The 16,941-nt window shown below is 60.5% G+C and carries 17 protein-coding genes and 2 pseudogenes; 9 read left to right on the plus strand and 10 right to left on the minus strand.

Going from position 1 to position 16,941, the window contains the following annotated elements:
* Positions 1–10: 10 nt before the first annotated feature.
* Genes mamE through mamH form a run of 3 tightly spaced genes read right to left on the minus strand, consistent with a single transcriptional unit; the run spans position 11 to position 3,862 of the window.
* Positions 11–2,329 (minus strand): magnetosome formation protease MamE, encoded by a 2,319-nt coding sequence (gene mamE, locus MGMSRV2_RS11765; RefSeq protein WP_024080590.1) that lies wholly within the window; start codon positions 2,327–2,329, stop codon positions 11–13.
* Complete coding sequence (gene mamI, locus MGMSRV2_RS11770; protein ID WP_024080591.1) at positions 2,329–2,538, minus strand: magnetosome protein MamI; 210 nt, start codon at positions 2,536–2,538, stop codon at positions 2,329–2,331. The genes mamE and mamI overlap by 1 nt, the downstream gene beginning before the upstream one ends.
* 37 nt (positions 2,539–2,575) lie before the next feature.
* Positions 2,576–3,862 carry a magnetosome biogenesis transporter MamH gene (gene mamH, locus MGMSRV2_RS11775; protein ID WP_041633592.1) on the minus strand — a complete coding sequence of 429 codons (1,287 nt, stop codon included), beginning with the start codon at positions 3,860–3,862 and terminating at the stop codon, positions 2,576–2,578.
* Positions 3,863–4,050: 188 nt separating this feature from the next.
* Between mamH and MGMSRV2_RS11780 the strand changes: the two genes are divergently transcribed.
* Complete coding sequence (locus MGMSRV2_RS11780) at positions 4,051–5,298, plus strand: DUF445 domain-containing protein (RefSeq protein ID WP_024080593.1); 1,248 nt, start codon at positions 4,051–4,053, stop codon at positions 5,296–5,298.
* Between the two features lie 54 nt (positions 5,299–5,352).
* Here MGMSRV2_RS11780 and MGMSRV2_RS22320 read toward each other — a convergent pair.
* Both MGMSRV2_RS22320 and MGMSRV2_RS22325 read right to left on the minus strand, forming a co-directional pair.
* A pseudogene (locus tag MGMSRV2_RS22320) lies at positions 5,353–5,829 on the minus strand (IS5 family transposase); the annotation flags it as partial.
* A 66-nt stretch (positions 5,830–5,895) separates the two neighbouring features.
* Positions 5,896–6,195, minus strand: a complete 300-nt coding sequence (locus MGMSRV2_RS22325; RefSeq protein ID WP_024080596.1) for an IS5 family transposase — start codon at positions 6,193–6,195, stop codon at positions 5,896–5,898.
* Positions 6,196–6,984: 789 nt separating this feature from the next.
* Here MGMSRV2_RS22325 and MGMSRV2_RS11790 point away from each other — a divergent pair.
* The 5 genes and pseudogenes from MGMSRV2_RS11790 to MGMSRV2_RS22190 all read left to right on the plus strand — a co-directional run bounded on the left by MGMSRV2_RS11790 (position 6,985) and on the right by MGMSRV2_RS22190 (position 10,533).
* The gene (locus tag MGMSRV2_RS11790; protein WP_024080598.1) at positions 6,985–7,434 is read left to right on the plus strand and encodes a bacteriohemerythrin; all 450 of its coding nucleotides are present in this window, start codon (positions 6,985–6,987) and stop codon (positions 7,432–7,434) included.
* A 48-nt stretch (positions 7,435–7,482) separates the two neighbouring features.
* Positions 7,483–9,060, plus strand: a complete 1,578-nt coding sequence (locus MGMSRV2_RS11795) for a bacteriohemerythrin (RefSeq protein WP_024080599.1) — start codon at positions 7,483–7,485, stop codon at positions 9,058–9,060.
* Between the two features lie 3 nt (positions 9,061–9,063).
* A complete protein-coding gene (locus tag MGMSRV2_RS21450) occupies positions 9,064–9,201 on the plus strand; it encodes a hypothetical protein (RefSeq protein WP_158497757.1) in 138 nt (45 codons plus the stop codon).
* Positions 9,202–9,264: 63 nt separating this feature from the next.
* A pseudogene (gene istA, locus MGMSRV2_RS11800) lies at positions 9,265–10,134 on the plus strand (IS21 family transposase); the annotation flags it as partial.
* A gap of 141 nt (positions 10,135–10,275) precedes the next feature.
* The gene (locus MGMSRV2_RS22190) at positions 10,276–10,533 is read left to right on the plus strand and encodes a MerR family DNA-binding protein (RefSeq protein ID WP_169733388.1); all 258 of its coding nucleotides are present in this window, start codon (positions 10,276–10,278) and stop codon (positions 10,531–10,533) included.
* Between the two features lie 365 nt (positions 10,534–10,898).
* Here the strand turns inward: MGMSRV2_RS22190 and MGMSRV2_RS11810 are convergent.
* Positions 10,899–11,860 (minus strand): IS630 family transposase gene (locus MGMSRV2_RS11810; RefSeq protein WP_144084247.1). Its coding sequence is split into 2 segments (ribosomal slippage): positions 10,899–11,512 and positions 11,512–11,860, totalling 963 coding nucleotides; the frame shifts between segments, so codons are not numbered across the junction.
* 100 nt (positions 11,861–11,960) lie between these two features.
* Between MGMSRV2_RS11810 and MGMSRV2_RS11815 the strand changes: the two genes are divergently transcribed.
* Complete coding sequence (locus tag MGMSRV2_RS11815; RefSeq protein ID WP_084028071.1) at positions 11,961–12,821, plus strand: extracellular solute-binding protein; 861 nt, start codon at positions 11,961–11,963, stop codon at positions 12,819–12,821.
* Positions 12,822–13,116: 295 nt separating this feature from the next.
* Here MGMSRV2_RS11815 and mamC read toward each other — a convergent pair whose 3' ends face one another.
* From mamC to MGMSRV2_RS22195, 4 genes are all read right to left on the minus strand, one after another.
* Positions 13,117–13,494 (minus strand): magnetosome protein MamC, encoded by a 378-nt coding sequence (gene mamC, locus MGMSRV2_RS11820; RefSeq protein ID WP_024080602.1) that lies wholly within the window; start codon positions 13,492–13,494, stop codon positions 13,117–13,119.
* A gap of 29 nt (positions 13,495–13,523) precedes the next feature.
* The gene (mamD, locus tag MGMSRV2_RS21710; protein WP_024080603.1) at positions 13,524–14,468 is read right to left on the minus strand and encodes a magnetosome protein MamD; all 945 of its coding nucleotides are present in this window, start codon (positions 14,466–14,468) and stop codon (positions 13,524–13,526) included.
* A 120-nt stretch (positions 14,469–14,588) separates the two neighbouring features.
* Positions 14,589–14,924: a magnetosome protein MamF gene (mamF, locus tag MGMSRV2_RS11830; RefSeq protein WP_024080604.1), complete on the minus strand. Its 336-nt coding sequence runs from the start codon at positions 14,922–14,924 to the stop codon at positions 14,589–14,591.
* Positions 14,925–14,938: 14 nt separating this feature from the next.
* Positions 14,939–15,079, minus strand: a complete 141-nt coding sequence (locus MGMSRV2_RS22195) for a hypothetical protein (RefSeq protein WP_277911708.1) — start codon at positions 15,077–15,079, stop codon at positions 14,939–14,941.
* 769 nt (positions 15,080–15,848) lie between these two features.
* On the opposite strand from MGMSRV2_RS22195, the gene mms6 reads away from it, so the two are divergent.
* Together mms6 and mmsF are read left to right on the plus strand one after the other, a co-directional pair.
* On the plus strand, positions 15,849–16,328 hold the full coding sequence (gene mms6, locus MGMSRV2_RS11835) for a magnetic particle specific iron-binding protein Mms6 (RefSeq protein WP_024080605.1): 480 nt from the start codon (positions 15,849–15,851) through the stop codon (positions 16,326–16,328).
* Between the two features lie 15 nt (positions 16,329–16,343).
* Positions 16,344–16,667, plus strand: a complete 324-nt coding sequence (gene mmsF, locus MGMSRV2_RS11840) for a magnetosome protein MmsF (protein ID WP_024080606.1) — start codon at positions 16,344–16,346, stop codon at positions 16,665–16,667.
* Positions 16,668–16,941: the final 274 nt, after the last annotated feature.

Raw genomic sequence — 16,941 nt, forward strand, 5'->3', positions numbered from 1 at the left:
CGCTCCACCCTCAAAGAACAATCCAGAACTCTTGGCCATTGCGATGGACCTTGAGCAAAATCTGCTGCCCGGCGGCCGTCGCCGCCTTAATGGCGGCATCAAGCCGAGCGGGGCTTGTCACCGGCCGATTATTTACCTCGATGATAAGATCATTGGCCTGAAGCCCCGCCACTGCGGCGCGTGATCCGGCCAACACCTCGGCCACCTGAGCCCCTTTACCCCCCCCGGCAACAGGAGTAGCGCCCGGCATGCCGACCACCGGCTGCGGAGCCATAAAAGTCTCGATCTCCATCCCCAGCCAGTTGAACTCGGTCGGCACCTTCGGAATAACAGGCTGAACGCCAGGAACCGTGGGAGCGCCCCCCGCCATCACGACCGGAGCCGTAGGTGCCTGAACCACGGCAGCCGCCAGACCCGATGGGCCGGTGACAAGAGACATGTTGCTCACATCGCCGGCACGCAGGACTCCGATTCGCACCGAACGACCGTTGGGCATCTCGGCCATGATGGCTGCCACTTCCTCGGGTTGATGCACGGGACGGCCATCGACTTTGAGGATAACGTCGCCAGGACGCAGCCCCGCAGATGCGGCAGGGGTATTGGGAGTAACGCCGTTCACGAACACCCCGCGACCAGCAGGCAGGTTAGCCTGCAGCCCCAGACGCTGGGTCAAGGGGGTCAAAGCCGCCCCCAGGAGCGAGGCCCGGCTACCACCACTTCCGGCAACAGCCCCCTGCCCACCGCGCGGCCCCTGGATATTGATGGCCAGGCTCCCTGGCGGCTGGGAAAAGCGATAGGCGCCCCCAGCTCCCGGCGCGGCGATGGGAGCCGCGCCGACGGAGCCGATGATCTGATGGCAGCTGGCGCAGTTCATGTTCTGCCGACCGTCCGTGTGAGGGTTGGCGGCATTGGCCCGAATCGCCGGTGCGGGTTGCTGCGGTGCGGCAATGGGCATCATCGGTTGGCCAAAGGCGATCGGACCGGCTGCCGCACCACCGACGAACTGGTGGCATGTGTTGCAGGTCATGTTTTGCCGACCATCGGTGTGAGGTGATACGGCATTCGCGGGAATCGGCGGTGGCGGCACGGGAGCAGCCACGGGCATCATCGGCGCCTGGAAACCATTACCGGCGGGAATAATATCGTGACAATTGCTGCAATCCATGTTCTGGCGGCCATCCACATGCGGCGACGGAGTACCCGCAGCAATCACCGGACCTGCCGCACCGACACCGACACCCATGGGCCGCTGCATGGCCACCAGTCCCATGGCCGGCCCCTCGGCGGTGGATGTCGGCAACCAGCCCACTTCATCCAGTGCGAAAAGGCGGGCCTGATTGCTGGGCACGGCAAAGCCGATCCCAGCAAACGCACCATTGGGGGTATAGATTGCCGTATTGATGCCGACGACCGTGCCGTTGGCCGCCACCAGTGGACCGCCGGAATTACCCTGATTGATCGCCGCGTCGGTCTGCAGCAGGTTGGAGTGCGTCATCCCTTCGATGACCATGGTTTTGCGCTTGGCGGAAATGATGCCGCGGCTGACGGTCATATCCAGGCCGAAGGGAGTCCCGATGGCGATCACCTCGTCAGCGACGTTCACCGCATCGCTGTCGCCCAGAACCGCAGCGGTAAGCTGGACCTTGGGGGTGATCTTGAGCAAAGCGAGATCCAGCGCCTCATCCATCTTGACGATCTCGCCGGAATAGCGGATCGAACCCACATCGTCCTTTACGGTGACGTACACCGAATTGGCCCCGCGCACCACATGGTAATTGGTGACGATGAAGCCGTCATTGCGGACGATAACGCCGGTGCCGATATTCTCCACCGACCGAGTGGTGGGATTGGCGAAACGGGGAAGACCGTCGGGATTGACCAACCCCAAGGGATCGGGCATGACTTGGCCGCCGGATGAGGAGGCGGTCACGCTAACCACGCTATTGCGCAGAAGGGTTACGACGCCGGTGAACGGGCCACCGCTCACCACCGGGGCCGGTCCAAAATCCACCACCGGAGGGAAGGTCGCGATAGCACCGGCAGCCGAGGGCGGCGCCACGCGCGCCCTAGCCGGAACCGACATCGCCGGATCGACCACCGCCGACGGCGCGCCATGCTGCGCAGGAACGTTCACTGCGCCGCGTGCGCCTGTCATCTGCTCCATCATGGCGCCCAGGCGAAGACCGCCCGAGGACTGCCGATAGATGAACGCGCCGAACAGGACGACCAGGGCGACAACGCCCATGAGCATCAGGTAGCGCTTCAGGTCTTTGCCGCAAGAGACATTGGAACGGCCACCGTCTTCCACATCACCATTGAACATGGTCATCAACCATCGATGTTAGGGTCTGAGTTCGCCCTCTTACCGGCAGGAGGCACTCGCACCGACTGGACCCCTGCGGCCAGCGCAACCAAGCCGAAGATGATCAGAGCCACCGGCACCGCACCACGCAGAAACTCGGTCACCGACCACCACCACGCCGTCAGCCCCAGCAATCCAATGGCAAGCGCCAGCAGCCCGAAAATCACGCTTGGCATAAACGTTCTCCAGTCTTGATACAGAACACAAGCGGCGCTAGGCCACTTCGTCATCCCCTGGGGTGTTACCCCCGCCAACCCCACGCGCCTCACTTTTCACAAGACGCAACGCATATGCTGATATAATCAAATTTCCAACGCCCGTAAAGATAAAAGGCGCAGGAGGGCCAATGTAATCAAATAAAAACCCACCAATCTGAACAAAAAAAATAATTCCCAGGCACCCAATAACATTAAATGCGCCGAGAACAGAACCGAGCAAGTCTTTTGGTGCATGATCAACGGTTAGTATTTGCGGAGCAACAAAGCAACCAGCTTGCCCGGCCGAAACCAACAGAATAGGAAACACAATAAATCCGTCAAATGGATTGACCACAAATCCGAGCATTATAAATCCAAGGGCGGATAGCATCATCCCCAATAAAACGGCCTGAATGCGCCCGAAACGCTCGATAAACGAGCGCCAGACCGGAATCGAGAGCATGACCACCGCCCCCATCAATCCGATCAACATGCCCGCCCTTGCAGCCGCCTCCGCCTGCCCGACCTTTACGAGGTCGGCGAAGTAGATGAACCACAGCATGAGGAACAGTCCGACAAACACCATATCGCTTCGAGCGAACAATGAACTTGCAAAGGCCAGCCGCAGGCGCGGCTCCGCCTTCACCAGATCCCAAACGGCCCGCCAGGGGACAGAGGTCTCGACGGTGCGCGGAGCCACATCCACGAGAAATTTGCGCGCCAGCCAAGCACCGGCCACGGAAATGGCCGCAGTCAGCAACATGGTCACCGTAATACCCGCATGGCCAGGGATCTGCATCAGGACCGCATAGACCAGCGTCACGCCGAACGCCATCATAAAGGCGGTATTGGACAGCAGCCGAGCCCGGTTGCTGTCGTCACTGAAATCACCGGCCAGGGCCGACAATTGCGGCCACACAGCACCGCTGCCCGCAGACATGATGACCCGCGAAACGTAGTAGACCACCAGCGCCCCAATGGAGGCTCCGCCAACCCAGGGACTTAGCGGCGCGATCACAGCGCCGACCGCAGCGACGAGAAAGCCCGCCACGATGATCCGGACCCGGCCAATGCGATCTGACAGGTAACCAAGATAGGCAAAGATGAAAAGATCAAGGACCTCGGTCACCACCTGCACATTGGCATTGACTGCCCCGGCAGTCTCGAAGGGGATATTAAGAACGTTTCGCAAAAAAAGCGGCTGAATAGCAACGACGAGAGTCATGAAAACCATGCACAACGCCGACAATAAATAAAGGGCGTTGCGCTGGTGCCCCTCAACTTCTGATCTGCCAGGTTCCATTCCCGTCACAATTCACCTCCAATTCGCACGGACTATAGCAACGAATCGAGGTCGGTTGACAAGCCATAAAAACTGGGTTCATACGAAGGAACCTCGCAATGTGGCGCACTTAGCGGCTAGCACATTTCGCGCATCTGCTCGAAACAAGACGTCACATCTTTGCGCCATCGCCTACCGATCAGGATGCCATGCTCTCTTTCTTGGAAGATAAGGATAATCGAACGCAACAAGCCGGCCTCACGCGGATGCGGACTTATGCAACGACTTTGCTTGCCTTCGTCACTGCAATCTTTGCATTTGCAGTTTGGGGCTTGGAAACATGGCCATGGCTAGCGCCGGTCAAGGCCTTCGCCGAAGCCGCGCTGGTTGGCGGCGTTGCCGACTGGTTCGCGGTAACCGCCCTGTTTCGCCGTCCATTTGGACTTCCCATCCCCCATACCGCTGTCATTCCCCGAAATCATGGCCGAATTGCCGCCGCCATCGGGCGGTTCGTCGCTGACAACCTTCTGGCGTCACAGGCTCTAGCCCAATGTCTGGAGGAATTAGACACCGCCGGCCGCCTGGGACGCTGGCTCGGCCAGCCCGACACGAGGCCGATGATCGCGGCACGCATCGCCGGGTCGCTCCCCCCCATCGTATATACGATTGGGGAAGAGCGGTGGCGTGACGCCATCGGCGGCGGGCTGCGCAAGGTGGTGGATACCGCCATTACCGGACCGCGCATGGCCCACATCCTCTCCTATATAGTCGGTCGGGGCTATCATCACGCCATCATGGATTATCTGGTAACCGAGGCCCGGTCTTTCGTGGCCCAGAATCGCCCGTTCATTCACAAGAAAGTCGCAAAAGAATGCCCGGAATGGCTCCCCCTATGGGTCGAGACCCAGATCGCGCAGGGGGTATCCCATGGCATTGACGGATCGCTGGCCGAATTAACCTCCCACGATCATCCCTGGCGGCGAAAATTCGAGATGTTCCTTCACGAAACCATTGACGGCATGGCCCATGCCCCTTTTTTCGCCCAACGGATCGAGGACGTGAAACGGCAGGTTCTCGGCGACCCCGCCGTGGATGACTACCTCCAACAGATCGGAGCCAGTGCCTATGCCCACCTGATGGGCGGAGCCGAGACCGTGGAAACCGTAATTGAAGGCGCGCTGCGCGAAATCAGTCGGAGGCTGGAGCACGACCCCGCCATGCGGGCGAGCTTGAATCGCTGGCTGCGTGATGCCGCCGAGGCGCTGCTGGTCCCCCGGCGGGAACTGATCGGCTCGTTGATCACCGATCTGGTCATGCGCTGGCGAACCGCCGTGCTGATCGAAAAGCTGGAAAACCACGTGGGCAAGGACCTGCAATATATCCGCATCAATGGCACGGTGGTCGGTGGCCTGGTCGGACTGGTCATTTACGCGGTTACGAGCCTGGTCCGGCATTAGGAATGTGGAGGGCAGCGCGTTGTTTGTTAGCTAAGAGCCCGTCCGCAAAGTTTTCTATGACTTTCGGTTCCTTGCGATCCTGCGCAGCATGACGCGGATCAGTGCCAAGCGTAGGAATGCCAGGGCCATCCTGGACAGATTCTCGAAGTCCTTGGCGAGACATCGACAGCGCCCGAGCCAACCGAAGGTGCGTTCGACGATCCACCGTTTGGGCAGCACCTCAAATCCCTTGGCGGTGTCTGAGCGCTTGACGATTTCCAGGTGCCAAGCCCCCAGTTCGCGCACCGCCGCCGCCGTGGCCGCGCCCTGGTAGCCGCCATCTGCGAAGACGCGCTCGATGAACGGAAACAGGCGGCGGACCTCCTTCAGTACCGGCAATGCGCCGTCGCGGTCCTGGACATCGGCGGGCTGGATGTGGGCCGCCAGGATCATGCCGAGCGTGTCGACGACGATGTGGCGCTTCTTGCCTTTGACCTTCTTGCCCGCGTCGTAACCCGACGGATCGATCCACGCCCCCCTTTTTCTGCGCTTTTGACGCTCTGGCTGTCGATGATCGCCGCTGTCGGGCTGGCCTCTTTTCCGGCCATCTCCCGCACCTCAACGAAAAGCGCATGGTGGATGCGGGCCAGGGTGCCATCCCATTTCCCACAGCCCGAGATACTCATGCACGGTGCTCCGGGGCGGCAGGTCCTTGGGAAGTGCCCGCCACTGGCAACCGGTCATCAGCACATAAAACACCCCGTTCAGCACCTCGCGGACGTTCACCGTCCGCTGGCGACCGCCCCGTTTCGCCGGAGGAATCAGCGGCTCCACCACTGCCCATTCTTCATCCGTCAGGTCGCTGGGATAGCGCAGCCCATGCCGCTCATAAATCCGACGGCTCTCTTTCGTCCACATGCTGCCCCCCGAATTCGTCTGGAGAGCCATAGAATCACAACCGATTCATTGAACTCAAGAACCTTCCGGACGGGTCTAAACAACGCGAAGGCAGAACTGTTCGGGAACATGGCCTTCATGCTGCCCGACATGCGCTCCACCTCCGACCGCTATCCCCCCGGAAGCCGCCATTTGTCGGGAACGTCCGCTGTAGCCCCCTTGTGCCAAATCCAGCCATCCTGCCTGCGGCCAGTGAGCCTGCCCCCCTGCCCCGTCGGCGTTGGGGCATGCACACATGTCGACCGTCCCCAATACAGGGGTGCGCCCAGCTTGGTGTGAGCGTTATCCGCACTAGTCCTGCCGGGATCGCTGCGCTTGCCCGGCAAATGTGGCGCCATCCGATCCCACTGATGATCCTTTAAGATCAAACGGACCCCGCTCATTCAAGCCTCCTTCTCGATAAGGAGTTTGAATCAGATTTTGGGGTCCGCGGGAATCCTGAATGTCAACGCCCTCTAGCTTGCATACATTTTCTCCTTTACCTGCCCCATATGGAGGCGGTATGCATTTAGCCATAGGCTGGAGCATGGCGAATACTGGGTACTTCATGGTCGTCGCTGACAAGCGTCGTGCGTGAAAGCCTCTTACACGATAATCATCAGGATGAGACTGAGCTTTTTGGCGGCGACTTGAACACTGATCGGCCCAATACAATCGGCAAATTGTGGTGCAAATTCACGAGCAGCTGGAAGTTGCCGACAAAATCTGCCAGCATATGAAAGTTAATTATCGCCGTTCCGGAGCTGGCCCATGTTTGACTTCACCGATGATTTGTCGGTCGGGAACGAGGCTATCGATGCGGATCACCGCGCATTCTTCGAGGTGGCGCGGCTCATCCATGAATCTGTGCATGGAGGTAAACACGATTTGATCATCCTGAGCGCCCTCCTCATGCTGGATGAGTATGTTGAAGGGCACTTCTATCGCGAAGAGAAGGCGATGAAGGCTGTGGGATACCCACGGCTCGCCGGACATCGTCATCGCCATCGGGTCTTCCGTGGACGCGTCAGGGCAATTGTCGAAGCCTATCGGGAAGGCACCATGTCGGTTGCCGACAACCTTTCGACACTCGTCGTGCAATGGCTCCGAAGCCACATCACGAATGACGATCTCCAATACAAGACTTGGATCACCCACTCATCCGTCGATTCCCGACCGCTGGTCTATCTTACCATGGAAGCGGAGCTTGCGCACCGATAACACGGTTGTCTCGCCGCGTCCCATATCAGATGAACTGGGGGTTTACTGATGATGGCGCGCCCGCCGTTACGCGGCCCAATTGATGTTCTGGTAGCGGTAGCGATGCCGGCGGTATGCAGACTTCTCGTCGGCCTAATTCGCGAGATGGGCATCAATGAAGTGACGGTCGTTGATTCGGTCGATTTCGCCACCCTGAAACTCCGTCATGCCAGCATAACCTTCAATCTGATTCTCTGCGACAGACTGGGCGGTGCGGGCCACCTCGACCTCTTGAAATTGGTACGCTGGGGCCGGCACGGTCTTGCTCCGTCGATCCCAGTTATCTGCGTCGGTGAGGAATGGACCGGTGACGAACTGCTTGCCAATCGTGACGCCGGGGCGACGGCGACCTTAGCCTTGCCGCTCACGAAGCACACGCTGAAGGTGGCGGTTGAAACTGCGATTGCTGAGCGGCGTGAGTTCGTAGACACCCCCACATTCCGTGGCATCGATCGCCGGCATAGCCGTATCAAGGGCTATAAGGGACCGTTCCGCAGGGCGACCGATGCCAACCGCGCCAAAGCCCACGGATCACAAGTTGGCCAGGGGAATGTTGGGCCAACTGAGCCACAAGAAATCTCCGCTTACGATGAAGAATTGAGCGTTCCTGTCAAACCGGATTTCGGCTGGTCGAAAGCGATCGAGACGGGAAGAAACGACATCGACAGCCAGCATCGCGGCATCATCGACATCATGAACGATCTAAACGAGGTCCCCGACACCGAGGATGGGGACGGCACCAAGGTTGAAAGGGCTCTTATCGCACTAAAGGACTACGTTAAGATACATTTTTCCCACGAAGAACAGTTGATGGATAGCTTTGATTATGACGACCGCAAGCGGCACAAGAAGCTTCACTCGGCGTTTGTAGCGAAAATTGAGACCCTAAAGGCGGGCAGCCTCACTTCGCCTGACGTCCGTCGCAAACTGCTTGGCATCGTCTACAATTGGCTGATGTCGCACATCACCTGCGTCGATCGAATCATGATCGCCCAATTGAACGGCGAACAGGGTTCCTCGGGGATTGACCCCAATGAGAAGCAGACGACCATCGTCATCGACGACGCCCTCATGATCGTCCGCGATATCCAAAAGCTGACCGTGAAATTGTCCGGAATGGACGATGGCCCCCGAAAGGTGGCCTTGTGCCGGCGGATCGCCGAAGAGACCGAGCGTCTGATTAATCTGATGGGGTTGGCCTGCGATCGCATCGAGATGTCTGGGTGCAGTACCTTTCACATACGTCGCCTCGGCGACATCCGAGCCGCCGTCAATTTCAACGCCGACTGCATGGCCCAAGACGCCGCCCGTAGCCTGATCCGCTATGGCAAGCGCATCATGTCCGGATCCCATGGCGTTCCGCTCGGCGTCGGAGCCGTCCTGTCCAGAATGAAGGAACGGGTGCAACTCCTGATCCATGTCATCGGCGGCCACGACGCCATGAGTTTGGCGGCGAAAGCCGCCGTAACGGAGGCCATGGACATCGCAGATGCCGTTCACGCGCTGGAATCCAAGATGTCGGCGGGACTTACAGAAATCCATCTATTGGCAACAGCAAACTGCTACGACCAGACGGGGCGCGATTGACCCATGGCAAAAGACGACAACAAGATTGCCGCACTCGCCATGATCCAAGGGATCATCGACAGCGCGACCGAACTGGCGGCGGTGGCGAGTGTGCGCGCCGGAGAGAAAGTAGGCCATGGATCGGCGCCGTTGTGGTGCTGAGGGCTGCGTAAAAGTCGGCCAGTGATATGCCCTTCGTTTCTGATGATGACGAAGGGCGGGAGCATGAAGCCCGTGGATCTTTATCTGTTGGTGCGGCAGTCGGTCTTCGTTGAAGGCCGGTCCCGGCGAGAGACTGCGCGATTATTCGGCGTTGCGCGCAAGACGGTGGACAAGATGTGCGCTTTCTCGGTGCCGCCGGGGTATCGGCGGAAGGAGCCAGCCGCACGGCCGAAGCTGGACAGGTTCACCGGGATCATCGACCAAATTCTGGCCAATGATCCCAAGATGCCGGTGAAGCAGCGACACACGGCGAAGCGGATCTTCGAGCGTCTCAAGGCCGAGCACGGGTTCACCGGCGGCTACACCATCATCAAAGAATATGTTGCCGAGCGGCGGTTTCGATCGAAGGAGATGTTCGTGCCGCTGTACCATCCACCCGGCCATGCGCAGGTGGATTTCGGCGAGGCGCTGTCCGTCATCGGCGGGGTGGAGTGCAAGATCCACTTCTTCTGCATGGACCTGCCGCACTCCGATGCGACCTTCGTAAAGGCGTATCCGGCGGAGACCACCGAGGCGTTTCTGGATGGTCACGTCGCCGCGTTCGACCGTTTCGGCGGCCTGCCGGTGTCGATCCTCTACAACAACACGACGCTGGCGGTGGCCAAGATTCTCGGCGACGGCAAGCGGAAGCGGACGAGGGCCTTCACCGAGTTGCAGTCCCACTACCTGTTCACGGATCGCTTCGGGCGCCCCGGCAAGGGCAATGACAAGGGCAAGGTCGAGGGGTTGGTCGGCTACGCCCGGCGCAACTGGATGGTGCCCAAGCCGGTGGCCGCTGATTTCGACGCGCTCAATGCCATGTTGCTGGCTCGCAGTCTGGAGCGCCATGGTGATGTGCTGCGGGGCCACCACCAGACCATAGGTGAGCGGCTGTGGCCCCGTCCTGTGCCTTGGGCCAACGGAATTCGCCATCTTCCAGCCGCCTGGCGACCAGCACCATGCCCGAGCCATCCCAGAAGATCAGTTTCACCCGATCCGCCCGTTTCGCCAGGAACACATAAATCGCGCCCGAGAATGGATCGGCGCCCATGGCCTCGCGGACCAGGGCGGACAGCCCCTCGGCTCCGCACCCTGCTCGCATTGGCGGCGCGACCAGATTTGCCTTGTGCCGATGCAGACCAGATGGTTGCCCGCCAACTCGGCGAGGTGGAACGGAAAATCGCCGATCTCGTCCTGCTTCGACAGGAATTACGTAAGATGACCAATTGCTGCGGCGAGGTCGTCGCTGAATGCCAGATCATTGGATCAATCGCTGCGCCGCATGACTCCTGACGGAAATCCCTAAAAGCCGTCGGCCGAGAAAAACTTAATTGACAATGATTTGCAATTGCGGTATATCTGCGTTCGTGAGTTATTCTCAAAAACAGCCGATAGGTGTCCCATGAGCCGTCAACCCACCGCGTTCACCTCCTCTGCGGGTTCTCGTACTATCGTTCGCTCCACCGTCGCCGGAGCTGGTAGCGCTGTCGCGGCGGGAACCGCCAAGGCTGCGGGTTTCCTGACCATGGGCAAGATGGCTGGCGTCGGGGTTGGCGCTTTGGCTGGCGGTCCGCTGGGTGCCGCCGTGGCTGTCGGCTTGATGGCGGGCTTAATTTTTGGCTCTGCCGCCGCCCGCCATCGCCGCAGCTAGAGCATTTTCACATCGAGCGTCCATATCCGTCGTGGGCGAAGAAATTGGCGCATTCCTCGGGCGGAAACAGGTCGATGAGTTTTCCGATCACGTCCCATAAGGTGTTGATGGTGCGGGCTTGCGCCTTTCGCAGCAGGCTCTTGAGCTTGGCGAAGGCGAGCTCGATGGGATTGAGGTCTGGGGAGTAGGGCGGCAGATACCGCAGGGTGGCCCCTCGGGCTTCGATGAGTTGCTTGACCCCTGCCACCTTGTGGGCGGGCAGATTGTCCATTACGACGATGTCGCCGGGCCGCAAGGTCGGAGCCAGGACCTGCTCGACATAGGCCAGGAAGATCGCGCCATTCATCGCCTTGTCGATGACGAAGGGGGCGGAGATTCCGTCATGCCGGAGCGCCCCGACGAAGGTGGTCATTTTCCAATGACCGTGCGGCACCGCAGCCAGCAGCCGCTGACCGCGCGGCGCCCGTCCGTAGCGCCGGGTCATGTTGGTCGATGCCCCGGTTTCATCAAGGAAGACCAAGCGGGTTGGGTCCAGCGCCGGCTGCTCGGCTCGCCAGGCGATGCGTCCTTCGGCTACGTCGGGACGTTCCTGCTCGGCAGCATGCGCACTCTTTTTTTCAGACTGAGGTCGAGCCGCTCAAGCGTGTTCCACAGGCCGCCGACGCTGATCGACACGCCCAATTCGGCCAGAACCCAGGCGCGCAACTCAGCCAGCGTGGCATCGGGCTCGACCTTGATCTGCGCCTGCAACGCCTCAAGGTGAGCCGCCAGCTTCTGTCCTGGCCGCCCAGGCCGTGGCTTCACCGTCGTCTCGCCGGTGGCCCGGCGGCGGCCTTGGGCCTTGTAGATGTACGAAACGCTCACCCGGAACAGCGGCGCCACCTCGTAGGCGCTCATGCCGCTGTCCACAGCCGCCAAAACTCTATCGCGCAAGTCCTGAGAATAGGACTGCCCTGAGCGCCACGTCATCGCATCATCCTCGGGAGCGTTGTTACCGAAGATGTTGAATCACAAAATGACCTCAGGGGGAATCCTCTACCGATTCCGCTCGGCGTGAAACCGCTCTAATCTGCTATCAGCGGGTGAGGGCCAGTTGATCGAAAAACTGAAAAGCGAGGGCAACAATAGCTCCGCCGATATCTTCCAGACTACCGACGTGGCTCGTCTCAACCGTGCACGGGTCGAGGGGCTGCTGCTGCCAATATCGTCGCCGGTTCTTGACAATAGCGTCCCCACAAAGTACCGAGACCCCCAGGGCTATTGGTTCGGCCAGTCGGCTCGTGCGCGAGTGATCTTTTTCAGTAAGGACCGCGTCAAGCCCTCCGATCTTTCCACCTTCGATGACTTGGCCTCCCCGAAATGGAAGGGGCGCGTTTGCGTGTGCAGTTCGGCTTCTGCCTATAACCAATCGCTGCTGGCGGGAATGATTGCCGTTGATGGGGCGGAAGTTTCAGAAAAGTGGGCCAAGGGTGTAGTCGATAACATGGCCAGGAAGCCGCAAGGCGGCGACCGCGATCAGATTGCCGCCGTCGCATCGGGACAATGCGACATCGCCATTGCCAATACCTATTACTTTGCGGGAATGCTGACATCCGACAAGGCCGAGGAGCGCGACGCAGCGAACAAGGTCGCGCTGTTCTGGCCAGGGCAGCAGGGGCGTGGCACGCATATGAATATCTCGGGAGCGGGTGTCACCAAGTCCGCCAAGAACAAGGCAGAGGCGATCAAGCTGGTGGAGTTCCTCTCAGGGGCCGAAGCGCAGCAGTTTTACGCCGAGGCCAACAACGAGTTCCCCGTTCTTCCTGGGGCCAAGCGCTCGCAGCTCGTATCGTCCTGGGGAGATTTCAAGGAGGAGACGATCAACGTCGCCATGTTGGGAGAGAACAACGTCCAATCTATTCGTATCTTTGATCGGGTTGGCTGGGGGTAATCTTCCAACGAAATTGTGCGCGCCCCGGATTGAACCTAAGGGGCATCGGAGCGCCCCACGCCGGCGCGGCGCCATCATGAATGCCCGTTCTTGGCACACAAGGGCCTCAGCGGACGTTCCCGCCGGATGGCCGCTGTCGGGGGCACAGCGGTCAGAGGCAGAGAGTGGGGCAGAGAGAGCACATCGGGGTGAATGACGACAGTGTTCTTGTTCGGTTCTGCCAGGGCGTTGTTTAGATAACAACCAACGCCCTGGCCTCCGCCGGTGTCTGAATGCCGTGAACCAGCCCAATATTTCAGGCCAATTCTTCCCTCAGAATGTCTTCGTCGGACGCTGTCGCCTCGGCGGACTTGCCGTGACGCAATTCCTTCTCGATGAAATCGACACCCAGGTCCCAGGCGTATTTGGCGGCGACGCCGGCGATTAGGGCGGCTCCCAACGAGACCACCAACCCACCGCCGACGGCGGTGGCGGCGACGGCGGAGAAAGCGGTGGCAAGCCCGGCGCCGGCGGCTTCCTTGCCGGTGTCGATGGCCGCTTCTGTGCCGGTTATCTGCTTGTCCTTCAAAAGGCGGGCATTCTTGGCAAGGGCGGCGGCGCCACCGACAATGCCGCCGAGAATGCCGATTCCAGGGACGGATTTCGCCAAGTACGGCGCAAGTTGAAAGCTCATCGCTGTTGTCCTTAATTCAAGGGTCAGGCTTATTCCTCGCCGACAGCCGCCAGAAGAGCGTCATCGGAAACATCGGGAGCGCCATGGCGGCGGCGCGCCCAGGTATAAAGCGCGACAACACCCGCTAGGCCGATAGCCCCTAGGGCGAACGGCCCCCAGGCGCCGAGGCCCAGGCCAAGCCCGAGGCCAACACCTTTGGCTGTCAGCATGGCGCTGCCAGCGGCGGCGGCAGTGACGGGGGTGATCGTACTGGCGCCCGTGGCCATCAGGGTGGTGGCGGATCCGGCCCCGATAGCCGCCGCTCCGCCCGTGCCGGTGACGGCGGCGGGTACGAACTTGGCGACGACGGCGCCGCTGCCCACCGCCTTGCCGACCCCGGTCGCCATGGGCTTCAGGACCAGGAATTTACCGGTGGTGCCGCCAATGACGGGGCTGGGGGCGACGGTGAAGGTCTTGCCGACCAAGCCGCCGGTCTGGGTCATGGCGTTCTGAATGTTGATGGCCACCATATCACCACCGCCAACCGGATTCAGATAGAGCATGCCCGCCGCTTTGGTTCCGGCGGCTACGGGGGGCTGGGCGACGATGAAGCTCTTACCCGCCAGGGCGGGAAGCTTGATGGCCGCGCCGGTGCCCTCGACCTTCATCATGACCAGCTGACCGGTTCCGGCCACGGCAGCGCCGGTCTTGGCTCCCGCCGCCGGGGTCAAGGCAATCCAGTTTCCGATGCCGCCGATGGTGGTCGGGGTCTTTCCGACCAGCACGGTCTTTCCCATCAGGGCCTGCAACTCCGTCACCTGCCGTGCCGCGTCCAGTTTGACGATGATAGGGGCCTGCCCGGCGGTGGTTGGGGTTATGGTGGCCAGATTGGTCGTGGCCGAGACTGACGAGACCGTCGCCGTCTGACCGGCAAGTGCCCCGACCTGGGACGCCTGCATGGCGCTTTCGACCTTGGCGAGAAAAAGGTCCTGCATGGTATTGGCCTTTCCTGAGACGAAACTGCGCCTACATGGCAGAAGCCGCTTGGGACTCCAAAGCAAAGGACTCCGGTCGCGTGCTTGCGCTGCTGTCCGGGTCCGTTAGATCGCTCGCCGTCAGATCAGGGCGACTACATGGCTGATCAGGGGCAGACGCCAGGTGCGGCGCAGCGCCACCGAGACCAAGCCGACCACGGACAGCATCAGGACGCCCATGGACGAGAAGCCGAAGAGCCACTTGCCGATGCCCGGCAGATGCAGCGCGAACATGGCCAGGATGCTCCACATCCACAGCACCAGCCCCTGCTTGGCATGGAAGTACACATATTCGTCATCGCGGCTCATAAGCAGCGGGACGAAGCAGAGGATGCCCAGATAGCTAGCGCCCGCCATCAGATATGAACGGCAGTTGCCGCCAGCGGTTTTAGTTTCGATCAAAATAGTCTCGGCCATTGCTTTGCCCTCGCTTAAGCAGGCTCGGCGGAGGCCTCAGCCTGCGCTTTGCGATTCTTCAGATAATCACATAGGGAGGCGGCGCAAGCCAATCCGGCAACGCCGAGAAGAACGGGACCCCAAGCACCGAGGCCAAGCCCCAGCCCCAGGCACACCCCCTTGCCGGCCAGCAAGGTGCTGCCGACAGCAGCGGCAGAGACCGGAGGGGCGGCACTCCGCCACCGACGCCAAGGGCGGTTCCGCCAACTCCCGCGATGCCCTTGATCATCTGATCTCCGGCAAGTGTATGCACGATTCCCTCTCTGCCCCTTAAAATCGACGCAGGGAATTTATTGGAGAACTAAGAGCTAGTAAAGCGAAAAAGTTGAGAATAGATATCAATTTCTGTCAAGGTGGCTTCAGGCGACGGGGTGTGCAAAAATAGAGTTATTCCTTATGCTGTCGTGGGCGCTTAGGTAGGGCTGACTGGACTCCACCTGTCAATTCCTTCCCTGGTCATCGCTGCGCGCCATGCCTGCCAAACAGGGTGCTTTGCTCACGGTGGCAGATTTCTGTGGGGAGGTTTAAGGTGGTGGTGGTCATTGGCGTTAAGGGATCGTCCCGTGCTTACTCTTTGGGATTTGTCGACAATTATTGGGCTTGTGGTTTTGGCGGGAGCTGCGGTGCTTCGCTGTGTCCACAAGAACCGCGACAGCGGGGCCGGGTGCAACAGGGGCTGCTGTCAAAACCCGCGCAGAGGCAAATGCGAATAACCCGCAGCTAGCGGGGGCGGTGCAGATAATAATCGCTCGTAACTTCCATGTAATAGTGTTTTTTAGCCCCATACAGGTTGTCCTATTCGGCAACCTCATGGTATTGAATTGTATGTCTGGTGAGGCTGATGTTTTTCAGTCCCGCACTACTTGATTGCTAAGGAGAACTCTGGTGCCTGCTCAGATCGCCAACGGAATGGTTTGCCCCCCTGGGGTTCCGGTCGGAACCAAGGCCGCCGCCCTGGGTGAAATGGAACGCGAAGGCGCGACTGCCAAGGTTGGCGCGGGCAAGGTTGGCGCGGGCAAGGTTGGCGCTGCCAAGGCCGGAGCCGCGCCCGCCGCGGCGCAGGGGGCTGGAACCAAGGTTGTCGCGGCGCAGGGGGCTGGAACCAAGGTTGTCGCGGCGCAGGGCGCTGGGGCCAAGGCCGCTGCGGTTGGCGTTGGGAAGGTCGGCGCCGGCGCCAAGGCTGTCGGCGGCACCATCTGGTCCGGTAAGGGGCTTGCCCTGGGGCTCGGTATGGGCCTTGGGGCTTGGGGGCCGCTCATCCTCGGTGTCGTCGGGGCCGGGGCAGTCTACGCCTATATGAAGAGCCGTGATATCGAAGCGGCACAGAGCGATGAAGAAGTCGAACTGCGCGACGCGCTGTCCTGAACGGGGGGGGGGGACATGGTTGAAGCAATCCTTCGGAGCACTCTTGGCGCGCGCACGACCGTCATGGCGGCGCTGTCTTATCTCAGCGTCCTGTGCTTCGTTCCGCTGCTGGTGGATCGGGACGACGAGTTTGTCTACTTCCACGCCAAGCAGGGTCTGGTGATCTGGATGTGGGGCGTGCTGGCGCTGTTCGCGCTGCATGTTCCCGTTCTGGGGAAGTGGATTTTCGGGTTTTCATCCATGGGGGTCCTGGTATTCTCCCTTCTGGGCTTGGTCTCCGTGGTGTTCCAGCGGGCATGGAAACTGCCCGTGGTCAGCTGGGTGGCCGACCGGATCTGAGGTTCGGCCTCGGGTGATTTACGTCTGATGCCCGGCTGTGCAGGGCATCAGCTGTTTCAGGACCGTTTCATCTATAATATTAATGTCTTGCCAAAGGGATCGGTGATCGTGAAAATCGCCGTTGCGGGGCGGTTGGGCCCGGTTGCAGGCCGCGCAGCTAGCGGAAGCGGAGCCAATGGACATCAACGAAAAGGCACCGGGACCGAGTGGTCGCCGTCCGGCTCGACGCCGGGATGGTGGTGGACAGGTCCTGGTTCTGTATCTGGCCATCGCC

This window comes from Magnetospirillum gryphiswaldense MSR-1 v2 (assembly GCF_000513295.1).
GTDB lineage: Bacteria > Pseudomonadota > Alphaproteobacteria > Rhodospirillales > Magnetospirillaceae > Magnetospirillum > Magnetospirillum gryphiswaldense.